We start from the raw sequence: 24,858 nt of genomic DNA, 5'->3' as shown, positions 1-24,858 counted from the left end.
CATGTGATTCAGTTAAAAATATTATCAAATGAAGGAACGGCCACTATAACTTTACCACCTTCACTACTCTATGCTCACTACTACCCTGCCTGATTTCCAGGTAGTAAATACCTTCAGGAACCGCCTGCACATCCAGCTGCAGCAAACCCGCCGCAGTGGAATAATTCCAGGTTTTGATGTTGCGGCCCTGCGGGTCAACCAACCTTAAAGATAATGTTCCGGCTGGGGCAACCGGCATTTGCACCAGCAAGGTGCTATGCACCGGGTTGGGATAAATGCTGATGGATGCTGTTCCCTCAAGTGCAACACGCCTTATATCACTGTAGGTAAACTTTCCGCTTATATCCACCATCTTCAACCGGTAATAGATTGTGGAACCTGCACCCATGGCTGCAGCATTCAGATCGGTATAGCGATATAACTGATCTCCTGGCACATTTTGAGCGGCCACCTGGCCCACCACCAGGTACTTAACACCATCTGTACTGCGCTCTATTTCAAAATGACTGACACCCGACTCTGCTGTTGTCAGCCAATCCAGCAGCACATTTTTGTCCTGCCTGGCTGCATGGAAAGACAATAGCCGCAAGGGTAGTGCATATATACTGCCGTGAACAATAAATCCGCTGAAACTGCTTACATCAATGCTGACTTCCCAACGGCTTTGCGTACTATTCCAAACAATGGATGCATCATTGGGATCAATCATTAATGGCGTGCCGGTATAGGTTGCCGGTAATCCGCTTCCATCACTGCTGGTGCCGGGAAATTTTTCAACCCGCAGGTTCGCTATGCCCGCAGCATCTGACGGACCTGCCGGTAAGTTGGCATAATTGTCCGGTGCGACATTATAGGCATCAAATTCCGCCTGTGTAAAATACAGGGTCACCGTTCCGGTTGCTGTGCTTGAATTGGTGGCAGGGGTGATTTGGTAATGCCTGGCTACATAAGGTTGCCCTGCATAAAAAGGCACACCAGGTTCAATCCACACTTTACCGTCCACGGGTCCGCTGACGGGATTGGCACCATTGGGTAAAAGGGAAGCAATGAGCCCGCAACTGGCACTGGTAATAGTTGTAGTACCAGCCCCGCTGACTGCTACACTAGCCTGGTCTGCTGCAGTCGGAAGGATCAAAGCGGGACAAACATCTGCAAAATAGACCGCGTAATCTTCTGCCTGTGCATTCGTTGGAATGGCACAGCCATTTGAAGGGGCTAAACTGCAGGGCATGGCTATGAACCGAAGCCGCAGCCATGTTCCCTTTACCGGAACAGTGGCCGGGGTGGTAAAGCTAAAATTGTATTTGCCCTGTATGCAAGTGGGTGAAGTATAAATGGTTTCATTCGCATCTAAAAAATCGCCATCATTATTGTAATCAATGAATAACTGCAGTTTGTTTTTAATATCAAAAGGTCCACCCAGGTATCCTGCAGTGGTTGAAACGGTATAAGTGGTACCCGGTTCCAGCAGGGTATTATCAGTACAGGCTAAATCCTGGTAATTTCCGCCTATTAAATAGCTGCCATTATTGTGCTGGATTCCTTTTAAAGAAAAAGATAAAATGGTGGCATATTCACTATTTCCTGTAATGAATTGCTGGCAGCCAGTTGTGGGCGGATTTCCCACAAAGATATCTTTCGAAACGGAGCTGGTGCCACTGGCATTGGTTACAGTGAGGGTCGCCGTTTTGCTACCCGGCGTGCTGTAGCTTACTGTTGGGTTTGCTGTCGTGGAACTGGCCGGACTGCCGCCAGGGAAGTTCCAGCTAATTGAGCTTACTTCCCCAACGCTGTAATTGGAAAAAGTTATACTATTACCTGTGCAGATAGTCTTGCTGGACATGTTGAACTGTGCAACGGGTTGATTGACACTACAACTATTTAAACAGGTGACGGATGGATCACCAAGATAGGTGTTCATAGCACTAAGGCTGGCGGAACTGAAGGTGGTGGCAGGAGAAGTTGCATTGATAGAGGAATACATGATATATCCGGATGTGGCATCGTGCTGGGCATTCAGGTTGTGACCGGTTTCATGGGCAGCGGTCACGGCCTGTCCAAGGCTGGAAGAAAGCGCATCTTCCAATAACTGGTACCGGTAGAATAAACAAAGGGTTCCAACCCATGCCAGTCCAATGACGCCATAGTTATAGATACCTGAGCCCGGTGAAGTTTCTGTACCGATATCCCTGGCAGTCCATACTTCTCCCAAATCATAGGAAAACCCGAAATTGCCGGCATTTCCCCAGCTGGTAAAATTGCTGAGCAGGATTGCGGCATCCGGGCCGCTATAGGCCGGTGTAAAGGGATCCGTTGCTGCATTGGTGGAAATGTACTGGCCACTGATCTTAAACTCCAGGTATTGGGTGCCGATCTGGGCATTGCCATAGAGTCCCACCATCATATTAATCACACTGATATTGTGTTCTTCCACATCAGCTGCTGAACTGTATTTTGCCACCATGGAGGCATCCGAAGCAATGGCCAGTTCCACCATTTTACAGGTTCCGGTGGCTGTACCCGCCAGGGTCTGCATGTGGACCGAAACCGAAGCAGTAAAATTTCTTTGCGCCACTTCGGTTAACCCGCAGGTAATCCCGGATTGGGGCACCACATCATGGGCTTCGTAGAATACAAAAATATTTGGGTTAGCCTTTTTATCGAAATAGCGTAATGGTTCAATGAAATATTCCTTGCCCTGTCCTTTTATAAACCCGTAGATGGTCCTGTCGGAAATGGTAAGGTACACACTGCTGGCTGTGTCGTTGCTGAGTTGGCCTGCATAGGTTTTGTAACCTGGCCGTCCTGATTTTTGCCTGCCTTGTGCATTGCCCACCACCAGCTGGTAATTGCCGGTAAGGATATCTTTTTCTTTCAGCGTAATGGGCAGCTGGCCATAGTTCGGCAAATCCAGGACAAAATTGATGGGATCGCTCCCGCTGGATTTAGCAAAACCAGACAACCCGGTCGTATTGATATTGAACAGGGCATATTGCTTAAAGACCTTCGAGAGATTGATTGCCTCCTTGCGGTCCACGGGTGTGGCGCCAACTTTTTTTTGTGCAGACAACTGCAGGGGAAACAGGAAAAAGCAAGGCAATATAACTGCTATGCAACTGGCAGTAAAGCCGGTTTTGGTTTTTCGGACAATCCGGATCATAGATAAATATAAATTTTTATTCGCCTTAATACAAGTTGACGGGAACCCGGGCAGGCAGTAAATTTGTGCCGAATGATACAGATACCCTTTTCAATACTGGAGCTGGCCATTGTTTCCAAAGGGAGCACACCGTCAGATACCTTCAGGAACAGCCTCCACCTTGCGCAAAAAGCAGAAGAGTATGGCTACACCCGATTCTGGCTGGCAGAACACCACAATATGATCAGTGTTGCCAGTTCGGCTACTGTTGTACTCATTGGCTATATTGCTGCAGGCACCAAAAAAATAAGGGTAGGTTCCGGAGGCATCATGCTACCCAACCATTCGCCATTGATTGTGGCAGAACAATTCGGCACACTGGGCAGTTTATATCCGGGCCGCATTGACCTTGGCCTTGGTAGGGCGCCGGGTACCGACCAGGTTACAGCGCATGCCATCAGGCCGGAAAGGATGCAGGCCGTTTACCAGTTTCCGGAAGACATCAGCAGGATCCAGCAATATTTCTCCCCGAAAAATGCTACAGAAAAAGTTCGTGTGAACGTTGCCGAAGGGATAGCCGTTCCCATTTATATTTTAGGCTCCAGTACCGACAGTGCCCGGCTGGCTGCCAATAAAGGCCTGCCTTATGCATTTGCCAGTCACTTTTCCAGCGGTGCGCTGCTGGAAGCACTGGCTATATACCACAATGAATTCCAGCCTTCGGCTTTCCTGCGTGAACCCTACACTATTGCCTGCGTGAATGTGATCGCAGCGGATACTGATGAAGCAGCAGAAAGGCTTTCCACTTCTTATATCCGCATGGTCCTGGGTGTTATTACCGGGAAGATGGATTACCTGCAGGAACCAACAGAAATGACGGAGGAGCTACGCCAGTTAAGGCAAAACCCTGCATTGCAACAGATGATGAAATACGCGTTCATTGGCAGTAAGGAAACTGTGAAAACCGGGCTCAGGGCGTTTTTAGAGGAGACCCGTGTTTCTGAACTGATGGTGGCCACCAGTGCCTATCATCCGGCAGACCGTTTGACTTCATACCGCATAGTGGCCGGGATCATGCAGGAGCTAATTGCCAGCAAATAATAATAACAGTCAAAATCTGAATGTGCGGAAATTCACCATACATATAAAGACTAAAGAATAAGGCAAGGCGTGTTACTAAAACAAAGCGCCAGGCGACGACAATGGATTGATCGATCGGGGTATAGCCCGCGACCTCAATGATTCCAACACCGTATCTATTTTATTTGAAGTGAGTGATATGGCAAAAGCAAAAGCCAGGGCCTATAATATACAAGCACCTGGATTTTTATCAGGGCCTTAAATGTTCAATCACAAATTTCTCAAATGAGTTTACAGCCAGGTTATTATTATTGTGCTTAAGCAGCGAAATATGGGTATCGTCCAGTTTAGGCATGCCTTTTTGGTGCCTGATGATCTCCAGGTCTTCCGGCACCATATTCCTTGGCAAAACAGTAACCCCCAATCCCGCCTTCACTGCAGCAATAGTTCCTGCATAGCTATGACTTGAAAATACAATCCGCCATTTTCTTTTTGTCTTTTCCAGTGATTTAATTGCACGTGACCGATATACGCAGGGCTGGGGCGACAACACTAATGGGATGTGGCTATTACCGCCTTGCGAAAAATGTTCGGCATTGCCAACCCATTCGAGTGTTTCAGACCATACATCTATACCATTAGGGAAATCACCCGGCTTACTCATCTTCACCAGCACTAAATCAAATTCCTTATTCCTGAAACGATCAAAAAGATTAAGTGTCAAATTACATTCGATATTCAACAATATCCGCGGATGGAGTTTTGCATAGGCAGTCAAAACATCTGATAAAAACACACTGGCAAAGTCTTCAGGAAGGCCAAACCGCACTTCACCCTCCAGTTCCGGTTCTTTAAACCGGTCAATGGCTTCCCGTTGCAACTTCACGATCTGCCTTGCATATCCCAAAAAAATCTCTCCATCAGGTGTCAGGGTAAAATGTTTGCCCCTGATCAACAAGGTCTTACCGATCTGCATTTCAAGCTTTGCTATTTGCTGGCTGATAGCAGACTGGGTACGGCTTACCCTTTCCGCGGCGCGGGTAAAACTGCCGCTTTCAGCTACGGCAACAAAGCATTCCAGGGTTAATGCATCAAAGCTCATTATTAGTTTTTCTAATTACAAATATAAGAATTATTCGTATTGCTAATATAAATAAAGCTAATAGTTTTGTGTCCGAATAACAATAATACTTATGGTTCAGCTCCTGAATAATATCCAGTTATACTTCCACGTAGACGCCCTTGCTTTTGTTATGCTATTGCTGGTTGGCATTGTTGGCCTCTCGCTGATGGCTTTTTCCAGCCGTTACCTTAAAGGTGATAGCAGGTACCGCAAATTCTTCCTGACCTTAACTGCCCTTATCGCCTCTGTTTTTATTATGGTGACGGCCGATCATATAGTGCTGTTCCTGGTAGCCTGGGGATGCAGCGACCTGCTGCTGGCCAGGCTGATGGTGCACAAGCCGAACTGGCGGGCGGCCCGTGCGTCTGGCTGGCTGGCCGTAAAAAACTTTGCAGTTGGCTGGGTACTGATCGGTGCAGCTTTAGGCCTTCTATACTTTCAAACTAATGAAACCTCCATCCAGCAGTTGATCCACGCAACATATGATCCGACAATTTTAACCATAGCACTTGGATTGTTGTTTGCCGGGGCTATGACCCAATCGGGGCTGTGGCCCTTTCACCGCTGGCTGATCAGCTCGCTGAATTCCCCTACACCCGTCTCTGCCATAATGCATGCAGGGCTGGTGAATGGCGGTGGATTTTTACTCGCAAGATTTGCACCCCTTTACCTTGAAACCCCAAAGCTATTGACCATCGTTTTTGCATTCGGATTGGTCAGCGCTTTCCTGGGAACATTTTGGAAACTCATGCAAAACGACATTAAACGAATGCTGGCCTGTTCCACCATGGGCCAGATGGGGTTCATGATCATGCAGTGTGGGTTGGGACTATTTCCTGCAGCGATTGCCCACTTGTGCTGGCACGGACTTTTTAAGGCCTATCTTTTCCAGGCTTCCGGTTCAGCAGCCCAGGAAAAAAGGCTTGACCTGGGTTATCCTCCTACCCTTAGCGACTTCGCAGTGGCTTTGCTTTGTGGATTTGCCGGAGCTTACGCTTTTGCAGTGAGCAGCCATAAATCCATATTTGTTGCAGACACTAATTTCTTCCTGGTTGCTATAGCCTGTGTTGCTTCCACACAATTTGCCCTCTCCATACTTCAGCCATTAACCTGGAAGCGGATTACGATCGCATTTTTCTCAACAACCCTGGTGGGTACGCTATATGGACTTAGCGTTTTTTGTATAGAAGTCTTGGTGAAACCATTAAACATCATGCAAGCACAGGAACTGAACAGCATACATTTCATTGGACTCGGCGTCCTGGTTTTCTGCTGGATGGCAGTTTTGTTTCGCCGGCATGGAGCCCAGCCAGCGCAGCAATCAGACCTGGAATCCTGGACTTATGTCAGGATGCTTAATGCCAGCCAACCACATGAAAAGACTATTACGACACATCGCAATCATTACCAGAACTAATGAGCTTACGCAAAAAATTAAAACACCAAAATATGGTAGAACTACTTCAAGAACCGATTTTGATTCACAAGAGAAAAAAGAAAATTGACATAGCCATTGAACAGAGCTGGTCAAAAATTGCCCCGTTCTGGCCGCTTAAAAACCTGATCGCGGTTAATCCTTTAGCAGGTTTTGAGGACCTGCCTTTTGAAGAGGCGCTTACTAAGGGTAAAGCCTATTTCCAGGAAGCAGACCTTCCCCTTCCCATGCAATCCGTGAACCGGGAAACCATCAAATGGTTACAGGCTTTTTTCGACGAGGGCCAGGCGGTTATTGGAATGCCGATGCGACAGAATGGATTGTTTCAGGCCGTACGCCACCTGTTACCATATGACAACAGGCTCTGGCCAAAAGACAACAAGATACTCACCTGGCTTAATCATTTACCTGAAGACCCCCTGGAGGTTATTCCGGATTGCCTGAACTTTCTTGAAATAACTGGTGAGCAACAGGAAAAGTTCCTATCCCTCCTGTTAACCACATTACCGGGTTGGGCAGCACATATACAATATCGTACAAGCTGGGCATCAGGGGCAGACCTAAAACACAATTACCCGGTTCAAAAAGCCGATTACTTAGCCTTGCGGCTGCTGCTAACCTGTTTGCTCTGGCCTTCAGCAAAAGAGCTTTTAGGCTGGCATGAGCAAGCCCTTAAAAAAGCCGGTACAAAATCCCTGGTCAGCAATATGCATAAAGCAGAGCGGTTGTATCGCCAATCATTACTGCAAAAATTAACCACACAATCCCTTCAGCAATCGGAAGAACCAGATGCTCAGCTGGTCTTCTGCATTGATGTTCGTTCTGAACCTTTCCGCCGCGCGATTGAAGCCCAGGGACGATATGAGACCTTTGGTTTTGCAGGATTCTTCGGCGTACCAGTCAGCATTGAAAATGACATTACCGGTGAAAGTCACAGTTCCTGCCCGGTTTTGTTACAGCCTGCACACCATGTAACAGAATATCCACTATGTAACCGCGATTCACTTAAAAAGGAACACCGGAAATGGCAGTCATTTCAGAAGCTCTACCAATCTTTGAAATACAACTTCACTACACCTTTTGCACTGGCTGAGGCCCTCGGATTGGCCAGTGGCCTTTCTATGTTGAAGCGCAGCTTGTGGCCCGGTAAGCGTTTATCTGTCCCGCATTCACATGACTGGAAACCAAATCTCGATTCCATTTCCTATGAACAGCAATGCAACTATGCTGTAAATGCCCTTCGGATGATGGGCTTAACCAGTCACTTTGCACCATTGGTTGTGCTTTGTGGCCACGGTAGCCAAACCCAGAATAATGCTTATGCAACGGCACTGGATTGCGGCGCCTGCGGCGGAAGACACGGCGCGCCAAATGCAAGAATCCTTGCAGCCATACTCAATAATGTGGCCGTCCGCCTGCACCTTAAGCAACAAGGTATACATATCCCAACTTTAACACACTTTATTGCCGCCGAACACAATACCACTACAGATGAAGTAGCGCTGTACACCGCAGAAGTCCCTGGGGAGGTAATGCCTTATATTGAAGCCCTTACAACTGATTTGCAAAAGGCGCGCCTGCAAAATAGCCAATGGCGCTCGGCTGAACTTGGATTAGAACTGGATGAACAAAAAGCAAAAAAACATACCGCCACCCGCGCAAGGGACTGGGCACAAGTGCGTCCTGAATGGGGCCTTGCGAGGAATGCCTGTTTTATTGTCGGGCCAAGGACACTTACAAAGCAAATAAACCTGGGTGGACGATCGTTCCTCCATTCCTATGACTGGAAACAGGACAATGATGGCAGTTCGCTGACCTCGATCCTGACGGCGCCAATGGTCGTAGCACAATGGATCAATAGTCAGTATTTATTTTCAACACTCGACAATACTGCTTTTGGTTCGGGCAGTAAGATCACGAAAAATATCACTGGCAAAATCGGCATCATGCAAGGGAATGCCAGTGACCTGATGCATGGCTTACCGCTTCAATCTGTTTACATGAATGATCGTGAGCCTTACCACGAGGCACTTAGGCTCTTAACAGTGGTCTATGCGCCGCTCAAAAGGATTGATGCTATTATATCAGCGCAAAATATATTGCAAAAACTATTTGGTAATGGCTGGGTAACCCTGGCTTGTATCGATCCGGAAACCCACGAGCCTTATATCCTCCAGAGGGATTTGCAATGGTTCAAGGCTTAATAACCGGCGGCCGGTTAAGTTGGTGGCAACGCTGGCTGAACAATCCGCTTTTATTCATGTTATATTGCCATCAAATAAAACTAATATGGCTACAGAAAAAGCGATCCTGGCAGGCGGTTGTTTTTGGGGTATGGAAGAACTGATCCGCGACATGCCAGGTGTTATGCATACAGTTGTTGGCTATACTGGCGGAGAAGTAAAAAAGGCAACTTACCGCAACCATGGAAACCATGCCGAAGCTATTGCCATTGATTTTGATCCAACTATTCTATCCTATAAAAAATTGCTGGAATTCTTTTTCCAGATTCATGATCCTACCACTAAAAACCGGCAGGGCAATGACCTTGGCAGTTCTTATCGTTCGGCCATTTTTTACAACAGCCCGGAACAGCTTCAAACTGCCAGAGACCTTATTAGCGCCATGAACGCCTCCGGAAAATGGCCGGGTCCAATAGTTACCGAACTCGTTCCGGCCGGCGATTTCTGGGATGCCGAGGAAGAACACCAGGACTATCTTCGCAAACATCCTGATGGCTATACCTGCCACTGGGTTCGGCCTAACTGGACTTTGTAGCAATAATCTAAACCATTGGGAGGTTTATCGCTGGCAGTAAATTTAAAGATGGTGCTATTACCAAAAAGCGCATATCCATCAGGGGCAATTCCATGCCCTTCACCCGAAGATGGCTTACCCCACAATACTTACAGGCAGCTGCAATATGCCAAATTTAATATCGATGCTAAAAGGCAAATGGGTTCTTGACGGATGAGAACCTTATATGAAAATTAAGGGTACCCTTTGGGGTCAGGTTGCCCCGGAATAAAATTTTGGTATATCTTAAACCGGTGAAAACGATCTTGTTGGAATGCTAATCAACGAAAGTATTTCCCATGTTAAACAGAAGGGACTTCCTGGAATACTCGCTGAAATCTGCCATCCTGCTCGGAATTGGCAATAAACTGGTGCCCTGGGCTGGATCATTGTTCACCTTGCCTCCGGAAGACCAGGTCTCCCTGCGGTTTGCAGTTGTTTCAGATGGCCATTACGGCCAGCCGCAAACGCAGTTTGACCAGATGCATGACCTGGTTATCCAGGCCCTTAACCGGGAACATTCCGGCAGGGGGATTGACTTCACCTTTGTCAACGGCGACCTGTTTCATGATGATCCCGGCTTCCTGTTGCCGGTAAAAAAGAAATGGGATGAACTGGCGATGCCATACCAGGTATCCCACGGTAATCATGATAAAATCAGCGAGCAGGGCTGGAAGGATGTATTTGGGAACGAATGGCATTACAGCTTTAAAAAGAAGAACTGCAGTTTCCTGGTATTGAATACGGCATCACCGCAAGGTGAATATATTTGCCCGGACCTGGAGAAGACCAGGGACATGCTAAAAGCGCATAAGAAAAGCAAGCACCTCTTTGTGTTTATGCACATCACGCCATACAAGTGGTCCGGTGGAGGCATTGAGTGCCCGGATATTACTGCCCTCTTTAACAGGCATAGCAATATCAAAGCGGTCTTTCATGGCCATGACCATGATATCGATGAAGTAAGAACGAAAGATGGCATCCATTATGTGTTTGATGCGCATGTAGGCGGCTCATGGGGATTACCCTATAGCGGTTACCGGATCGTGGAAGTAATGAAAGACGGGACAATCCTTACCTACCAGATGAATGCCGGGCTGGGTAAGCAAATGAACAGTGATAAGCTGGGAGCATTAGTTCAGGAGATGAGCAGGTAATATTTCATAATCGCCGACTTAAGACTATCAGGGTAAGCTTTCCCCGAGGTTCCAGAGTTTAAAAACCTCTTTTGTAATTATCCGGCAATTTTCTGCAAGCTCGCCCAGGGTGCAAGACAATATTTGTATGTTGACGGGAAGGTCATTATGCGTTTCCATCAGTTCCGCATATAAAATACCATTCCCGTCTATATCTGAATTTCCTTTCAGCCTGCTAAATAATGCATGGGCAAATTCCTTATCATTCCCGATGTAAAACTTACCGAAGGTTTGCAAATGCCCCGGCGTATTCACATGCAACAAGATATAGAAAGTGGTTTCCATGCAAATAATTTAACCGCCGTTTTCAATAAATAATAAATGGATGATTAAACTGGTTGTCATCATTATCATTACGGAATATCCCCGCGATTGTATCCGCCAATTTCTTTAATGGCGTTAGTATACTACGATTAAGAAATTTGATAGTCCGTTTCATAATGGCCTCCTTTCTTTATAGTAAGCAATGAGTGTACTATTAATCTTCAATACCAGTCATGCCTGTTGAAACTGCAGGATCCATTTGTGCAGCTTGTTCAATTGGCTGTTCCGTTACAGCGAGCAAATCGGACTCCCGCATGATCAGCAGGGATTCACCGTCAATTTGAATTTCGGTGCCCGCGTATTTTCCATATAAAACAGTGTCGCCGGTTTTCACTAGCGTTGGCTCATCTTTTGTGCCCGGACCCGCTGCCAATACAATACCGCGTTGCGGCTTTTCCTTTGCTGTATCGGGGATAATAATGCCGCCTGCCGTTTTTTCCTCTATAGGGCCGGGTTTAACAATAACCCTGTCATGAAGTGGGGTGATTTTTACATTGTTTGTCATAATTATATGATTTTGAATGATTTAAAAAGACAATATCAAGTTATATGCCAGCAGGTATTTTTAAAAGCGAGGAGGCTAAACCTGTCATTTTTCTTGAAAAAATGACACTTTAAAAGTTTCACCCTCGTTGAAATTTTGACAGGCAGGAAATTCCGCTCCGGGGAATGCACAAACTTTCTCCAAAATATCATTCTAGTTTAGTACGAAATTGGGCGAATGAAACTATTGGTGATTGAAGATGAAGCCAGCCTGCTGAAAAGTATCATTGACTATTTTACGCAGGAGGACTTTCGCTGTGAAGCTGCCAGCACTTTTGAAGAAGGAATCAAAAAGGCGGCAGACTTTCAATATGATTGTATAATACTGGATATAAACCTTCCCGGAGGCAGCGGCTTGCAGCTTCTGGAATACTTAAGGGTTCATAAAAAAAATGAAGGTGTTATAATTATTTCAGCAAGAAACTCCCTCGATGACAAAATAGCCGGCCTTGACCTTGGCGCTGATGACTACCTCACAAAACCATTCCATTTGTCAGAATTATATTCCAGGGTAAAAGCCCTGATCAGGAGAAAATATGCTTCAGGTTCAAGTGTTATTGAATTCGGCAAATTAAAACTCGACCTGCTTCTAAAGACAGTTACTTATTCCGGGCAAACCCTCCTTCTCACAAAAAATGAGTATGAGTTGTTACTGTTCCTGCTAACCAATAAAAACAGGGTGGTAAGCAGGCAAGCTATTGCAGAACATATATACGGTGAACAGACTGATAACCTGGCTTCATTCGACTTTGTATATTCCCATATTAAAAACCTGAAAAGAAAACTCAAGGAAAGGGGCTGTGAAGATTTGTTGCAAACAGTGTATGGATTGGGTTATAAATTATCAGTATGAGCAAAACCTTAGAACAAAAAAATACCCGATACCTGCTGTTATGGTTACCCGTAGTATTACTGCTGGGTTCAGTGTTGTTTTTTGTGATGCTAAATATGCACGCCAACCATACGCAGGAAAAACTACTGGAGCTTAAACAGTTAAATGTTTTTAATGCGTTTACGGCACAGCCGGCTTCTATGGCAACACATATAAGAGGTGAATATAGCCTTGATGAAGGAACTGTCCTCCCAAAAGAATTGCTTGATAAGTCCAGGGATACAAGCATGACATATACCGATAAAGGGGGAAAAATAAATTTCAGGGAACTCACCCGGCAATATGTTTTGAATGGCAAAACATACCAGCTAACCACCTATGTTTCCTCCAATGAATTTTCACACCTTACCATAAAAGTATTTGCCACAGAAGCACTGGTTTTTGTATTCCTGTTACTGGCTATTGTCGTCATCAACCGGAAAAGTTCCCGTTTATTATGGAGGCCTTTCTATAGCACTTTGAAAAAAGCAGGCGAATATGATGTTGTGCGAAATCAATCCATCCAGTTAGAACAGCAAACAGGCATTGCCGAATTTAACCAACTGAATAGTGAACTTACTTACCTGGTGGAAAAAGTGAACAAAGCATACAGTAACCAAAAGAATTTTGTTGAAAATGCTTCCCACGAAATACAAACCCCGTTGGCTATCATCCGGTCGAAACTTGATTTACTGATCAATGAATCGGGGTTAACTGAAAAATCGGCTGCATTACTTGGAGAAATTACAGAAGCCAGTGAACGATTAAGCCAGATGAACAAGAGCTTGTTGCTGCTGGCAAAAATTGACAATAACCAGTTCCCGGAAAAGCATAAAATAAATGTTTCTGAATTGCTGGAAAACATACTGAATAATTACCAGGAGCATTATGAAGCGTTCCCATCCCTTACCAGGTCTATTCTCCCCGGGGTTTATATAATGGCCAACCCTGCTTTAGCAGAAATCCTTATTGGCAACCTGGTCAAAAATGCGGTGGTGCACAATTTGCCGGGCGGTTATATAAAGGTTCATCTTGACCAAACCCTTTTATCCATTGAGAATACCGGCAAAGAGATTGCCGAAAGGCCGGAACAATTGTTTGAGCGGTTCAGGAAGGGAAATGCCGATTCAAAAACGACCGGATTAGGCCTTGCCCTGGTGAAACAGGTTACACAATTGTATGAAATGGGACTGTTATATGAATATGAAAATGGGATTCATCGGGTTACTGTAGCTTTTAACCTTCGGTAGCCTACAAAATTTCTCCTAAATCTCCCGCTAGATTTGTTTTCATTAAAATAAACCAATGCGGATGAGATGCATATTCTTATTAGCCGGATCTATCCTTTTTGGGTCGCAACTAAAGGCACAGGACACTGTTCATCTGTCATTAAGCGAAATATTAAAACTGGCAGAAACCAACTACCCCAGGTTAAAAGCAAGCCGGTACGAACTGGAGGCATCCAAAGCAAATATCAAATTGCAGCGGCAAGCCAATAATCCGCAATTAGATGCTGCTTACCAGGCAAACCTGGCAACGCATAATAATACCAGCGGAATGTTCTATCCGCAGTATGTACTTCCTATCAGTGGACCGCCTTCATCGGAAAATGATTATAGTCCGGTTACAGGTTCTGCGGCAAGCCTGTTATTCCAATGGCAACCAGGGGCATTTGGTGAACGAAAGTCAAAAATAAATCTTGCGGAAGCTGCTTCACAGACAGTACAATCTAAAAATGAGGAGGAGATATTTACGCATAAGGTAAAAGTGAGCAGCCAGTATATAGATGCGGTTTATTTCCAGCAATTGCTAAAGTTATATGAAGACAATATCCGGATCTCTGAAAACCAGTTGCGGCAGGTGAAGGTACTGGCGGTAACGGGATTAAGGCCAGGGGTTGATACTGCATTAATCCTGGCAGAACTTTCCCGCACCCGGATTGAGTGGCTTAAAATAAAGAACTTATTTAATGGCGCACTGTCATCCTTGCAGCAGTCGGTGGCCAGTGATTCCATAATTGTAAGCAAGGATAGTGCGTTTTACAGCAGTTTGCCACAGGGAACAACCATTGATACCAGTGAACATCCTGCGCGCAAGACGGCCAGGCTTAGTGTAGAAGAATATAAAATACAACGAAGCAGCATCAGCAAATTAACGGCGCCTCATTTATCGTTTTGGGGAACAACCTATGCAAGAGGTTCGGGGGTGAACTATAACGGAACCGTCAAAACATTAGATGGTTTCGCCCTGAACCGTTTTAACTATGGTGCAGGGGTGCAAATAGCCGTTCCCTTGTTAAACCATGCACTGGTAAATACCCAATTAAGGCAGCAGGATCTGCTGATAAAATCTGAACAGGAAAAATTAAACCAGGTATCGCTGGAATTGAAAGAACAACGCAAACTCTCTGAAACAACATTTTCAAATGCGGTGTCTATTGTCCGGGAAACACCTGTACAGGTTCATGGGGCAGAATATGCATTTAATGCCATGCAGACCAGGTATACAACCGGCCTGGTTAATTACACCGAATTATTGCAAACGCAATCCGGATTGTTAAAAGCAAGGATTGAACTGGTAAAGTCGCAGGCAGAGCTGTGGAAAGCCTTATTGTACAAGGCTGCAGTTTATGGCGACCTGAATTTGTTTATAAACCAGGTTAAGTAAGCTTATGAAGAAACTCATCATATCAGCCTTAAGAAAACCCATCACTGTAATGGTCGTAGTGATAGGGGTCATATTTTTTTCGTTGCTGGCTGTACGCAAAATGCCGGTAGACATTTTCCCGAAATTAGGCACGCCGGTTATTTATGTGGCACAGACCTATGGCGGATTATCGCCCCAGCAAATGGAAGGGTTTATTGCTTCCTACTATGAGTATCACTTTCTCTATGTAACCGGAATAAAATATGTAGAAAGCAAATCCGTGCAAGGGGTTACTTTAATTAAACTGCAATTCCATGAAGGAACAGATATGGCCAATGCAATGGCGGAAGTTGGTTCCTATGCCAGCCGTGCCCGTTCATTTATGCCACCGGGAACATTGCCGCCATTTATCATGCGGTATGATGATGGAAGTGTACCTGTAGGCCAGCTGGTATTTACAAGCAGTACAAAATCATTAAATGAAATCCAGGACCTGGCCCTTTTTAAAGTAAGGCCCATGTTTTCCGCCCTGCAAGGCGTATCAGCACCGCCCCCATTGGGCGGCAACCAGCGGACAATAATTATACGTGCTGATCCGGAACGGCTGCGCAGTTATGGTGTAACACCAGATGAACTCGCAGCAACTATCGCAAAAGGAAATACCGTTTCACCGGCAGGTAATTTACGTATAGGCGACCAGGCATTGATTACTCCGCAAAATTCAGTTATTGATAATATCAAGGAATTTGAAAGTATTCCCCTGCAGGCAAAAACGGGCACTGCTGTTTATGTTCGCGATGTTGCAGCTGTAGAAAACGGCGCAGATATTACGTCAGGTTATGCCCTGGTAAACGGAAAACGATCCATTTATATACCGGTTACCAAAAGAGCGGATGCCTCTACCTGGGATGTGGTACAAAATATAAAAAAGGCATTGCCCGATATGCAGGCAGCTATTCCCGATGACATTAAGGTATCTTACGAATTCGACCAGTCAATGTATGTGGTCAATTCCCTGAAAAGCTTATTGTTTGAAGGCGGCCTGGGCGCCCTGTTAACCGGGTTAATGGTTTTGTTGTTTTTGGCAGACAGGCGGAGTGCCATTATAGTGGTGATAACAATTCCCCTTGCCTTGTTATCAGCAGTAGTATGCCTTTACCTGGCCGGCCAAACAATCAACCTGATGACATTAGGCGGTTTGGCATTAGCGATAGGGATACTGGTTGATGAAGCCACGGTAACTGTTGAAAATATTCACCGCCACCTGGAAGAAGGCAAATCCAGGGCAAGAGCCATAGCCGATGCCACATTGGAAATTGCCCTTCCCAAATTATTAATCCTGCTTAGCATCCTTTCAGTATTTTTTCCGGCTTTATTTATGGCAGGAATACCAAGAGCGATGTTCATGCCATTGTCTTTATCCGTTGGCTTTGCCATGATTTCCTCATTTCTCATTTCCCAAACTGTTGTCCCGGTAATTTCAAACTGGCTTTTAAAAGAAGAAACACATTTTAAGGAAACAGGTTGGTTTACCCGGTTAACAAACCGGTATACCAGTTTTCAAAATAAAATATCAAAAGCCGGAGGATGGGTAATTGGAATATATTTATTGACCTGCGGAATATTGTTATGGGCCAATTATCATTACCTGGGGCAAGAGATATTTCCGAAAATAAATGCCGGCCAGGTACAGGTCAGGTTGCGGATGCCTGTTGGCACCAGGATTGAGCGAACAGAAGATAACACGAAGAAGGTTTTAGGAATTATTGAAAAAGAAGCTGGTAAAGATAAGGTTGATATTACTTCCGCATATGTGGGACTCCAACCTGCAACTTATGCCATCAATTCTATATTTACATGGACAGGCGGGCCTCATGAAGCCATTTTGAAAGTCAGGTTTTCAAATAACAGCCATATAAAGCTGGATGATTTTAAAGAACAATTAAGAGCCGCAATTAAAAAAGAGATTCCCGCGATGATGGTTTCTTTCGAACCTGCCGACCTGGTGGAACAGGTAATGAGCCAGGGTACTAATAATCCCATTGAAGTGGTAGTACAGGGAAAAAACCTGAAGCAAAGCAGGGAAATTGGGGATAAACTAAAAAAGCAAATAGCGTCTTTGCCGTATATGCGGGATGTACAATATACATTGCCATTGGATTACCCGTCTATACAGGTAGATTATGACCGGGTACGGGCCGGACAACTGGGGTTGACAGTTGAGGAAATAAGCCGCTCAGTTTCTGAAGCCACGTCATCAAGCAGGAATACCCAATTGAACTACTGGCTGGATAAAAATGCCGGAAATGCTTACCAGGTGCAGGTAGAGTTACCTGAGTACCAAATGAAATCATCCGAAGACCTTGACCAGATCCCGGTATCGGCAGCAAATAAAAATATATTCCTGAGGGATGTTGCCACCTGGAAAAAAACCAACACCGTTGGTGAATACGACAGGCTGAACCAGCAACGCTTTATAACCATTTCGGCAAACCTTCATAAAAAAGATTTAGGCACTGCAGTTAAGGATGTACAAAATTTGATCGGTCAATTAGATTCACTGCCACAAGGTGTAAAAGTTTATATACGGGGACAATCAGAAATATTAAACCAAACAGCATCAGAATTATCCACCGGCCTGCTATTAGCCATTGCCGTTATCTTCCTGTTGCTTGCAGCCAACTTTCAGTCATTCAGATTATCGTTCACTGTATTATCCACTATTCCTGCAGTAGTAGCTGGTTCCTTCCTGCTATTATTCCTTGCCGGGAAAACATTAAACATACAGTCGTTCATGGGTTGTATAATGGGGATAGGTGTTGCTGTGGCAAATGCCATCCTGTTAATCACAAAGGCTGAAACGATAAGGAAGTTGAATAACCAATCAGTAAATATCGGGGCAACTGCTGCAAAAGAAAGATTAAGGCCCATACTGATGACCAGCCTTGCCATGATTGCCGGTATGATACCAATGGCTATTGGTTTTGGTGAAGGTGCAGAACAAACAGCACCATTAGGAATTGCAGTAATTGGCGGATTACTGTTTTCCCTCCTGACCACAGTTTTTATTTTGCCACTTGTTTATAATGCGGTAATACAAAAGAAGATATACGGCAATGTTTCACTTGACCCCGATGATGTATCAAGCAAGTTTTATGACAAACAAATTAATGACAACTAAGATGAAAGGATTAAATACAATATTGGCCATACTAACAATTACCTGTGCTGCAGCCTGTAACCAGCCAGGCAGGCAACCGTCAAAAGATGCTGCAAGTCCGAAAGCTGATTCAGTAGCCGCTTTTCTTTTACAAACTGCGGCATTGGATAAAACGTTTTCCCTCCCCGGGGAACTATTGCCCAACGAAAAAGTACTGGTCTATGGCAAAGTTAGCGGCTATGTAAAAAAGATATTTGTTGATATTGGTTCGCCTGTAAAACAGGGGCAGGTAATCGCATTGCTGGATGCGCCGGAAATGCAGTCTAAAATTGCTGAAAGTAAACAAAGGCTGGAATCGGTGCGGTCAAAATGGGTTAACAGCAATGATGTATATAAAAGGCTGTCAGAAGCAGCAAAGTATGATGGTGTAATTGCCCCAACAGACCTGGAAAGAGCAAAGAACCAGGTAGCATCAGATGCCGCTTTATTACAGGCCGCCCAGTCTGAATTAAATGCTGTGCAGGAAACAGCAGGATATTTAACCTTAAGAGCCCCGTTTGCCGGAACAGTGACTAAAAGAAATGTTGATGCAGGTGCATATGTTGGCAAGCCGGGAGAAATGCCTTTATTTGAAATAGAAGATAATTCAGTCCTGAGGTTAAGGATCAGCATTCCCGAAGCGCTCACAGGCACTAAAGTTAAAGATGAAAAAGTACTATTCACCATTAAGGCAATTCCAGGGAAAAAGTATGAAGGGAAACTCTACCGGAAATCCGGTAGCCTGGATATAAATACAAGAAGTGAAATATGGGAGTTTATGATCAGTAATACTGATCGCACCCTGAAGCCGGGTATGTTTGCTGATTGCAAATTAAATATCCAGCGGGAAGGAAAATCATTTTTCGTACCTTATTCAGCCCTGGTAACAACATTGGAAAAAAAGTTTGTAATAAAGGTCCGGGATAATACAACCAGCTGGGTGGATGTAGGACAGGGAATTAACCTGGCCGATAAAATAGAAATTTTCGGTGCTTTAAACGAAGGTGATACTTTGGTAATGAAAGCGAATGAGGAACTGAAGGCAGATACGAAACTGGTAATTAAAATAACCAGGAATTGAATAATATTTTTACATGTATAAACTCATCCTAATATCCATTTTTTATTTTTCCAGCGAATGCCTGTTTGCCCAAAAAACAGGGAAAGTAACCGGTAATATATCTGATAAAAATGTTGCGCTGGAATTTGTAACAGTCACCTTAAATAACCTGGCAGATACCGGCAAAGTAGTATACTATACTACAACTGATAGTACTGGTTTTTTTTCATTGGATAAAATTGATTTAGGCGACTACCAGTTAAAATTCAGTTTGATTGGCTATAAATCAGCCACCCAAAAGATATCGTTAACAGCAGATACCAAGACAATCCAATTTGATCACTACAACTTAGATAAGGATGCAAACTTCCTCCAGTCAGTAACGGTAACTTCCCAAAAGAAACTGATAGAAAAAACGCAGCAGGGATTTATTGTAAATGCGGCAGCAAATATCACTTCATCTGGTGGTACAGCCACAGACATACTAAAAAACACACCAACCGTATCAGTTGATGCAGATGGTGCCATTACCTTAAGGGGCAAAACGCCGCTGATATTAATAAATGGCAGGAATTCCAACCTGGGTAACCCCGACCAGATACCAGCCAGCAGCATCGAGAGCATAGAAATCATCAACAACCCTACTGCCAAATATGATGCGAATGCGGAAAGCGGGATCATCAATATAAAACTCAAAAAAAATAAACAAAATGGCACCAATGGGGCTTTGGCATTGGGAGCAGGATTTGGCAGCAGGGGCAGGATAAACAGCTCCTTCCTGGTAAACCATAAAACAAAAAAATGGAACCTCGGGCTGGGCTACGATAACCGGTTTGCCGGAAGGACAAGGAAAATCAATGCAAGCCGCACCAATTATTACTTACCAGATGAATACTTATTAAACCAGAACAGGAATGATGAAAGGCTGGAGCAATTACAAAACCTGAAGTTTAATGTTGACTTTACGCCCGATAATAAAAACACTTTTTCCCTTGAAGCCATTGGTAATATGGAAGGCCAGGACAATGATGAGAGCTTAAACAGCATTATATATAAACAAAACAATGATTTTAATTCAAACACAAACAGGCATTCACTGGAACTGGAACGTTCGAAGGTTGCTGAGTTTGCTTTTGATTATAACCGGAAATTTAATGACCCGCAAAAATCGCTGTCAGCCAGTATAACATCATCAATTAACCGGGACCGGGAGAATACAGATATTACCTCACAGCCACTGGATGAAAATGGCGTCAATGCCGGGGATCCGTTTTTACAAAAGACACATAATTACGAAAATGGAAATGTATCCACCGCCAAACTGGATTATGCATTCCCTTTTACCAGCAACGGGAAAATAGAAACCGGTTACAAAGGAGTATTTCGCAGGACCGATGACGATTTTCAAACATCTGCTTTAATAAATGGTGACTATATAGTCAACACAGCAGCCAGCGATATTTTTAAATTTAATGAACAGGTAAACGCCTTATATGCGCTTTATAGTTCAGGTTTTGGCAGTCCCCAAAATCAAAAATGGAAATATGACCTGGGCATCAGGGCCGAACAGACTTCAAATGATGGGAATACCCAAAAGGACAGTACAAAGTTCACCAATCAATACCTGGATTTCTTTCCCACAGCAAGTCTTATCTATTATAATAAACCGGAAGCATATTGGAAGCTCAGTTATGGCAAAAGGATCAATCGGCCCGGTATGGGTCAACTCAATCCATTTGTGGATATTACCGATTCCTTAAATCCCCATAGTGGAAATCCAAACCTGCAGCCGGAAATTATTCACGCCATTGAACTGGGTTATAACAAAGAATGGAGCAGGTACGCTGTTTCCACCAACCTTTTTTACAGGTATTCCATTAATACCATCAGGCAATATTCCCATTTGCAATCTAACGGCGCCAATCTAACTTTTCCTGTAAATATTGGCAATGCCACAACGTTCGGTATAGAAAGTATACTTAATGCAAAACTTTCCGGGTTCTATGATTTTAATGCAAGCATATCGTTGTTCCAGCAAAAATTAAATGGGAGCAATATTTCAAAAGATGCTGTGCAGGAAGCTTTTGGCTGGTATGCCAAACTCATAAATAATTTTGTGCCCTGGCAGGGAAGCAAATTACAGGTAACGGGTAATTATAATTCTGCCCTGCCTACACCCCAGGGAAAACGGATAGCACAATATTTTGTTGATCTTGGTTTCCAGCAAAAATTGGGTAAGGGAAATGCGCGTGTAGGCCTGACAGTCACAGATATTTTTAATACATTCAAAAGCGGTTATACAAACAGCACAACAGAATTTACCAATTACCGTTATGGCAAAGCAGATACCAGGGCTTTCATTGTAACGTTCGCCTGGTTCTTTAAATCTGCCTTTAAAGAAAAACTACTGGAGAACAAGTTTTCAACAGAATATTAATATTCTCCCAAACTCATTTTAAAGGAGCAGAAGTTGCCAAAGCAATCACCCGTCCATTCTTTCCCACTGCATTATAAAAATGATAAACGACGCCTTTCCATTTAATGACAAAGGGTTTATGTGCAAAGGTTTCATCATAAGGTTCGGATGGCCGGATGAGGTCAGGGCCAGACCAATCGGTCCAATGGATAAGGTCATAGGAACAGGCAAAACGATCAAATGCTTTTCCCTCTTCATTCCAGAATGCTCCAAAATAAAACATTACATACAAATTGCCGATCTGGACAATCTGTGCATCGCCGCTGATGGTGCCCTTTTTATAGCGACTGATAACAGGATCCTTTCCATAGCGGCTCCAATGAATCATATCATCTGAAACAGCCATGCCAATGCTTTCATAGCTGGCAGTATCACCTGCGGCATTGTAATACATGACAAATAGATGGCCGGTATGCCTCTTATCGTCTTTTATGACCGTGCTTTTAAAGATGGTTTTATTTTCAAACCAGCGCGCGTCCTTGTCATTGGCTGAAAGCACATGGCCGGGCATCCGCTGCCATTCAACTGCGTTTCCGGGATCTGTTGTATTTGCAATCCCTACCCCAAGCTGCCCGGCTTCATAACCGGAAACAGAACCGCCTAGATAAGACATCCAGTATTTGCCGTTATACGCAGCCGGAGTATATTCCCCAGCCCACCTTGTATCCAGTAATGCCATGTATCCGGCTTTCTGGTTTGCATCCCAGCCAGAATCCGTGAAGGATAAAATGCGGCCCTTCGAGGTCCAGTGAATAAGGTCATCGCTTTCAGCCAGCCAGGTTTCATAACCCCTTCCGTCGAAGATGATATAGGTCATACACCATTGGCCGTTCCAGCGGAATACAGATGGACTATCCATCATTTTTGTTGAGTCGGGATGCTGGAAAACGACACCATACTTGTAAGGCGTTTTTACGGTTTGGTATATTTCCTCCATTTTACTATTGGAGACACCAGAAGGCTTATGCGTGGTTTTACAGGAAATAATTATGCCGGATAAAAGCAAAAACCATAGCAGATACAGGTAGCGAAAATTCATCAGTGATTGATTTCAAAATTAGTTTGTTCCGGTAAGGCGCAAAAGAAAAAGGCCTCCGGGCCCATTGAGATTTGGGTGGAGGCCTTAAAGCAATTTCAATAAACTTTTATGCAGCTGCAGCTACTTTTTCAATAGTGATAGTTTCACCTTTCAAAGTACCTGTTACGGTCACTTTCTTACCGACAAAATCGGTTATCTTTTTTGGGTCGGCAATTTTGTAAACCTTTCCATCAACAACCAAAACAGGTTCAGCACCACCTTTTACGCATTTAACGGCGCATTCTGCGTGTGAGGCATCCTTACCCTTAGCTCCGCAATGAGAATCACTTACCCAGGCTGTCCAGGTGGTAGCCTTTTGTGCAAAACTGTTAATACTCATTCCAATTAAAAGGATCAATAGCAATTTTTTCATGGTTTATTTTTTTATGATTACAAGAAATAGAAATTATAAGCAACTGTTTACTAAGATACTGAAAATCGGGTAATCGTGTTTAAACTTTTTAATTCCAGCCACCCCCTATCGCTTTATATAAACTGATCACTGCCAGGTACTGGTTCTTTCTCGTATTAATCAATTCCATATTCGACCGCAGTGCATTCTGCCTGGTTATCAATACTTCCAGGTAATTAGCACGGCCGGTGCGGAACAGGTCTCCTGAAACTGTTATAGAAGAAGAGAGAATATCCTTTTCCTTTGCTTTCAGCGTAAAGACCTGGTCGAGGTTGAGTATTTTTTTCAGTTCCTGGTCCACCTCAAGAAAACTGCGGGTTACGGTTTGTTGGTATTTGTACAGCGCTTCCTTTTGCTGGGCGCTGGACCGGGCAAATTCAGCTTCAATTTGCCGGCGGTTCAATACTGGTCCGGCTAATCCGGCAATGAGGCTATAAGCCACTGATTCAGGAAAAGTAAAGAGCAGGCTGGCCCTATAGGCTTGCAAGCCGATGCCGGCGTTCAGGGTAAATGATGGAAAATACGCCGCCCGGGCCGAACGCAGGTCGGCTTTTGTAGCAGCAAGTTCCCATTCAGCCTGGCGTATATCGGGACGGTTCCGCAACAAAGCAGTCGGGATGCCGGCCTTAATCAGCGGCAAAGATGGGTTCGCAAAAAAGGAACTATCGCGCACAACAGGCCGTGGCAGTCGACCGGCCAGGAAATTAATCTGGTTCTCAATCGCAACGACCAGCTGCTGCGTTTCCAGCCGCATGGTTTTCATGCCAAGCAACTGAGCTTCAAACTGTTGTACTGCCAGTTCATTCACCTTGGCATTTTCCTTCAGTATACGTACCGTCCCGATAGCCTGCTCCTGCAGTAAAATGGTTTCATCAAGCATCCGGAGCACCTGGTCGGCAGCCATCAATTCATAGTATGCCCCGGCAGTTTCAGCAACCAGGGAAGTCTGGATATAATGCTTCCCTTCCACCGAAGCAAGTACCCTGGCAAGGGCGGCTTTCTTTTTGTTCTTCAGTTTACCCCAGATATCCACCTCCCAGGAAGTCTGGAGGCCCATATAAAAGTCAGGCAGGTTTTCCGGCACAACTTTCCCGGGCTCAATATCTGTAGTTTTATTGCCTGCGCCATCCATAGTATACAAGCCAAATTTCCGGAGGCTGGGCACTACACCCGCATTCACCTGTGGTGCAAGAAGGCCCCGAGTTTGCAAAACCATGGCCCGCGCCGCTTCTATACGCTGGGCAGCAATCAGCAGGTCGTAATTGTTGGCGATAACAGTATCCAACAAGGCATCCAGAAGCGGGGAAGTATAGAATAGCTTCCTGGTAAGGCCCGCACTGTTCACGGTGTCGGTATCCTGGTTAAAGCTAACGGGCAGGGGCAGTTGATGATTAACTGTGGTATCAGCAGGCACCCGGCAGGCGGGCATGGTGCCAAGCCCAATGGCCAGTATAGAAAAAATAATTAATTGTTTCATATA

At 44.6% G+C, this 24,858-nt stretch carries 18 protein-coding genes; 11 read left to right on the top strand and 7 right to left on the bottom strand.

What is annotated here, in order from left to right:
• Positions 1 to 43: 43 nt before the first annotated feature.
• A complete protein-coding gene (locus LAQ65_RS11310; RefSeq protein WP_224117076.1) occupies positions 44 to 3,160 on the bottom strand; it encodes a GEVED domain-containing protein in 3,117 nt (1,038 codons plus the stop codon).
• 72 nt (positions 3,161 to 3,232) lie between these two features.
• On the opposite strand from LAQ65_RS11310, the gene LAQ65_RS11305 reads away from it, so the two are divergent.
• Positions 3,233 to 4,240 (top strand): LLM class flavin-dependent oxidoreductase, encoded by a 1,008-nt coding sequence (locus tag LAQ65_RS11305; RefSeq protein WP_224117075.1) that lies wholly within the window; start codon positions 3,233 to 3,235, stop codon positions 4,238 to 4,240.
• A 229-nt stretch (positions 4,241 to 4,469) separates the two neighbouring features.
• Here LAQ65_RS11305 and LAQ65_RS11300 read toward each other — a convergent pair whose 3' ends face one another.
• A complete protein-coding gene (locus tag LAQ65_RS11300; RefSeq protein ID WP_224117074.1) occupies positions 4,470 to 5,321 on the bottom strand; it encodes a LysR substrate-binding domain-containing protein in 852 nt (283 codons plus the stop codon).
• Positions 5,322 to 5,412: 91 nt separating this feature from the next.
• Between LAQ65_RS11300 and LAQ65_RS11295 the strand changes: the two genes are divergently transcribed.
• The 4 genes from LAQ65_RS11295 (at position 5,413) to LAQ65_RS11280 (ending at position 10,730) form a co-directional block, all read left to right on the top strand.
• The gene (locus tag LAQ65_RS11295) at positions 5,413 to 6,759 is read left to right on the top strand and encodes a proton-conducting transporter transmembrane domain-containing protein (protein ID WP_224117073.1); all 1,347 of its coding nucleotides are present in this window, start codon (positions 5,413 to 5,415) and stop codon (positions 6,757 to 6,759) included.
• Between the two features lie 32 nt (positions 6,760 to 6,791).
• Entirely contained in the window at positions 6,792 to 8,981 is a 2,190-nt protein-coding gene (locus tag LAQ65_RS11290; RefSeq protein ID WP_224117072.1) for a DUF2309 domain-containing protein, read from the top strand.
• An 85-nt stretch (positions 8,982 to 9,066) separates the two neighbouring features.
• Positions 9,067 to 9,555 carry a peptide-methionine (S)-S-oxide reductase MsrA gene (msrA, locus tag LAQ65_RS11285; protein WP_224117071.1) on the top strand — a complete coding sequence of 163 codons (489 nt, stop codon included), beginning with the start codon at positions 9,067 to 9,069 and terminating at the stop codon, positions 9,553 to 9,555.
• 317 nt (positions 9,556 to 9,872) lie between these two features.
• Positions 9,873 to 10,730, top strand: a complete 858-nt coding sequence (locus tag LAQ65_RS11280) for a metallophosphoesterase family protein (RefSeq protein ID WP_224117070.1) — start codon at positions 9,873 to 9,875, stop codon at positions 10,728 to 10,730.
• A gap of 27 nt (positions 10,731 to 10,757) precedes the next feature.
• Here LAQ65_RS11280 and LAQ65_RS11275 read toward each other — a convergent pair whose 3' ends face one another.
• Together LAQ65_RS11275 and LAQ65_RS11270 are read right to left on the bottom strand one after the other, a co-directional pair.
• On the bottom strand, positions 10,758 to 11,054 hold the full coding sequence (locus LAQ65_RS11275; protein WP_224117069.1) for a hypothetical protein: 297 nt from the start codon (positions 11,052 to 11,054) through the stop codon (positions 10,758 to 10,760).
• A 193-nt stretch (positions 11,055 to 11,247) separates the two neighbouring features.
• The gene (locus LAQ65_RS11270; RefSeq protein ID WP_394369722.1) at positions 11,248 to 11,598 is read right to left on the bottom strand and encodes a co-chaperone GroES; all 351 of its coding nucleotides are present in this window, start codon (positions 11,596 to 11,598) and stop codon (positions 11,248 to 11,250) included.
• Positions 11,599 to 11,814: 216 nt separating this feature from the next.
• Here LAQ65_RS11270 and LAQ65_RS11265 point away from each other — a divergent pair, with 216 nt between their 5' ends.
• From LAQ65_RS11265 to LAQ65_RS11240, 6 genes are all read left to right on the top strand, one after another.
• Complete coding sequence (locus LAQ65_RS11265; protein WP_224117068.1) at positions 11,815 to 12,489, top strand: response regulator transcription factor; 675 nt, start codon at positions 11,815 to 11,817, stop codon at positions 12,487 to 12,489.
• Positions 12,486 to 13,757 carry a sensor histidine kinase gene (locus tag LAQ65_RS11260; RefSeq protein ID WP_224117067.1) on the top strand — a complete coding sequence of 424 codons (1,272 nt, stop codon included), beginning with the start codon at positions 12,486 to 12,488 and terminating at the stop codon, positions 13,755 to 13,757. Before LAQ65_RS11265 ends, LAQ65_RS11260 begins: the two co-directional genes overlap by 4 nt.
• Before the next feature lie 61 nt (positions 13,758 to 13,818).
• A complete protein-coding gene (locus LAQ65_RS11255; RefSeq protein WP_224117066.1) occupies positions 13,819 to 15,174 on the top strand; it encodes a TolC family protein in 1,356 nt (451 codons plus the stop codon).
• A 4-nt stretch (positions 15,175 to 15,178) separates the two neighbouring features.
• Positions 15,179 to 18,334, top strand: a complete 3,156-nt coding sequence (locus LAQ65_RS11250; RefSeq protein WP_224117065.1) for an efflux RND transporter permease subunit — start codon at positions 15,179 to 15,181, stop codon at positions 18,332 to 18,334.
• Positions 18,309 to 19,433 (top strand): efflux RND transporter periplasmic adaptor subunit, encoded by a 1,125-nt coding sequence (locus LAQ65_RS11245; RefSeq protein ID WP_224117064.1) that lies wholly within the window; start codon positions 18,309 to 18,311, stop codon positions 19,431 to 19,433. Before LAQ65_RS11250 ends, LAQ65_RS11245 begins: the two co-directional genes overlap by 26 nt.
• A gap of 13 nt (positions 19,434 to 19,446) precedes the next feature.
• Positions 19,447 to 21,849 carry a TonB-dependent receptor domain-containing protein gene (locus LAQ65_RS11240; RefSeq protein WP_224117063.1) on the top strand — a complete coding sequence of 801 codons (2,403 nt, stop codon included), beginning with the start codon at positions 19,447 to 19,449 and terminating at the stop codon, positions 21,847 to 21,849.
• A gap of 13 nt (positions 21,850 to 21,862) precedes the next feature.
• Here LAQ65_RS11240 and LAQ65_RS11235 read toward each other — a convergent pair whose 3' ends face one another.
• From LAQ65_RS11235 to LAQ65_RS11225, 3 genes are all read right to left on the bottom strand, one after another.
• Positions 21,863 to 22,927: a glycoside hydrolase family protein gene (locus LAQ65_RS11235; protein ID WP_224117062.1), complete on the bottom strand. Its 1,065-nt coding sequence runs from the start codon at positions 22,925 to 22,927 to the stop codon at positions 21,863 to 21,865.
• A gap of 106 nt (positions 22,928 to 23,033) precedes the next feature.
• Entirely contained in the window at positions 23,034 to 23,339 is a 306-nt protein-coding gene (locus LAQ65_RS11230; RefSeq protein WP_224117061.1) for a DUF5818 domain-containing protein, read from the bottom strand.
• 88 nt (positions 23,340 to 23,427) lie between these two features.
• Positions 23,428 to 24,855 (bottom strand): TolC family protein, encoded by a 1,428-nt coding sequence (locus LAQ65_RS11225; RefSeq protein ID WP_224117060.1) that lies wholly within the window; start codon positions 24,853 to 24,855, stop codon positions 23,428 to 23,430.
• Between the last annotated feature and the right edge of the window lie 3 nt (positions 24,856 to 24,858).

This window comes from Flavihumibacter profundi (genome assembly GCF_020076305.1).
GTDB lineage: Bacteria > Bacteroidota > Bacteroidia > Chitinophagales > Chitinophagaceae > Flavihumibacter > Flavihumibacter profundi.
Note: the sequence above shows the minus strand (reverse complement) of the source record. Positions and strands in the feature narration are given on the sequence as shown.

Excerpts from the sequence above, each read along its gene's own strand:
- LAQ65_RS11310 (WP_224117076.1), bottom strand. The coding sequence starts at position 3,160 with ATGATCCGGATTGTCCGAAAAACCAAAACCGGCTTTACTGCCAGTTGC.
- LAQ65_RS11305 (WP_224117075.1), top strand. The coding sequence starts at position 3,233 with ATGATACAGATACCCTTTTCAATACTGGAGCTGGCCATTGTTTCCAAA.
- LAQ65_RS11300 (WP_224117074.1), bottom strand. The coding sequence starts at position 5,321 with ATGAGCTTTGATGCATTAACCCTGGAATGCTTTGTTGCCGTAGCTGAA.
- LAQ65_RS11295 (WP_224117073.1), top strand. The coding sequence starts at position 5,413 with ATGGTTCAGCTCCTGAATAATATCCAGTTATACTTCCACGTAGACGCC.
- LAQ65_RS11290 (WP_224117072.1), top strand. The coding sequence starts at position 6,792 with ATGGTAGAACTACTTCAAGAACCGATTTTGATTCACAAGAGAAAAAAG.
- msrA (WP_224117071.1), top strand. The coding sequence starts at position 9,067 with ATGGCTACAGAAAAAGCGATCCTGGCAGGCGGTTGTTTTTGGGGTATG.
- LAQ65_RS11280 (WP_224117070.1), top strand. The coding sequence starts at position 9,873 with ATGTTAAACAGAAGGGACTTCCTGGAATACTCGCTGAAATCTGCCATC.
- LAQ65_RS11275 (WP_224117069.1), bottom strand. The coding sequence starts at position 11,054 with ATGGAAACCACTTTCTATATCTTGTTGCATGTGAATACGCCGGGGCAT.
- LAQ65_RS11270 (WP_394369722.1), bottom strand. The coding sequence starts at position 11,598 with ATGACAAACAATGTAAAAATCACCCCACTTCATGACAGGGTTATTGTT.
- LAQ65_RS11265 (WP_224117068.1), top strand. The coding sequence starts at position 11,815 with ATGAAACTATTGGTGATTGAAGATGAAGCCAGCCTGCTGAAAAGTATC.
- LAQ65_RS11260 (WP_224117067.1), top strand. The coding sequence starts at position 12,486 with ATGAGCAAAACCTTAGAACAAAAAAATACCCGATACCTGCTGTTATGG.
- LAQ65_RS11255 (WP_224117066.1), top strand. The coding sequence starts at position 13,819 with ATGAGATGCATATTCTTATTAGCCGGATCTATCCTTTTTGGGTCGCAA.
- LAQ65_RS11250 (WP_224117065.1), top strand. The coding sequence starts at position 15,179 with ATGAAGAAACTCATCATATCAGCCTTAAGAAAACCCATCACTGTAATG.
- LAQ65_RS11245 (WP_224117064.1), top strand. The coding sequence starts at position 18,309 with ATGACAAACAAATTAATGACAACTAAGATGAAAGGATTAAATACAATA.
- LAQ65_RS11240 (WP_224117063.1), top strand. The coding sequence starts at position 19,447 with ATGTATAAACTCATCCTAATATCCATTTTTTATTTTTCCAGCGAATGC.
- LAQ65_RS11235 (WP_224117062.1), bottom strand. The coding sequence starts at position 22,927 with ATGAATTTTCGCTACCTGTATCTGCTATGGTTTTTGCTTTTATCCGGC.
- LAQ65_RS11230 (WP_224117061.1), bottom strand. The coding sequence starts at position 23,339 with ATGAAAAAATTGCTATTGATCCTTTTAATTGGAATGAGTATTAACAGT.
- LAQ65_RS11225 (WP_224117060.1), bottom strand. The coding sequence starts at position 24,855 with ATGAAACAATTAATTATTTTTTCTATACTGGCCATTGGGCTTGGCACC.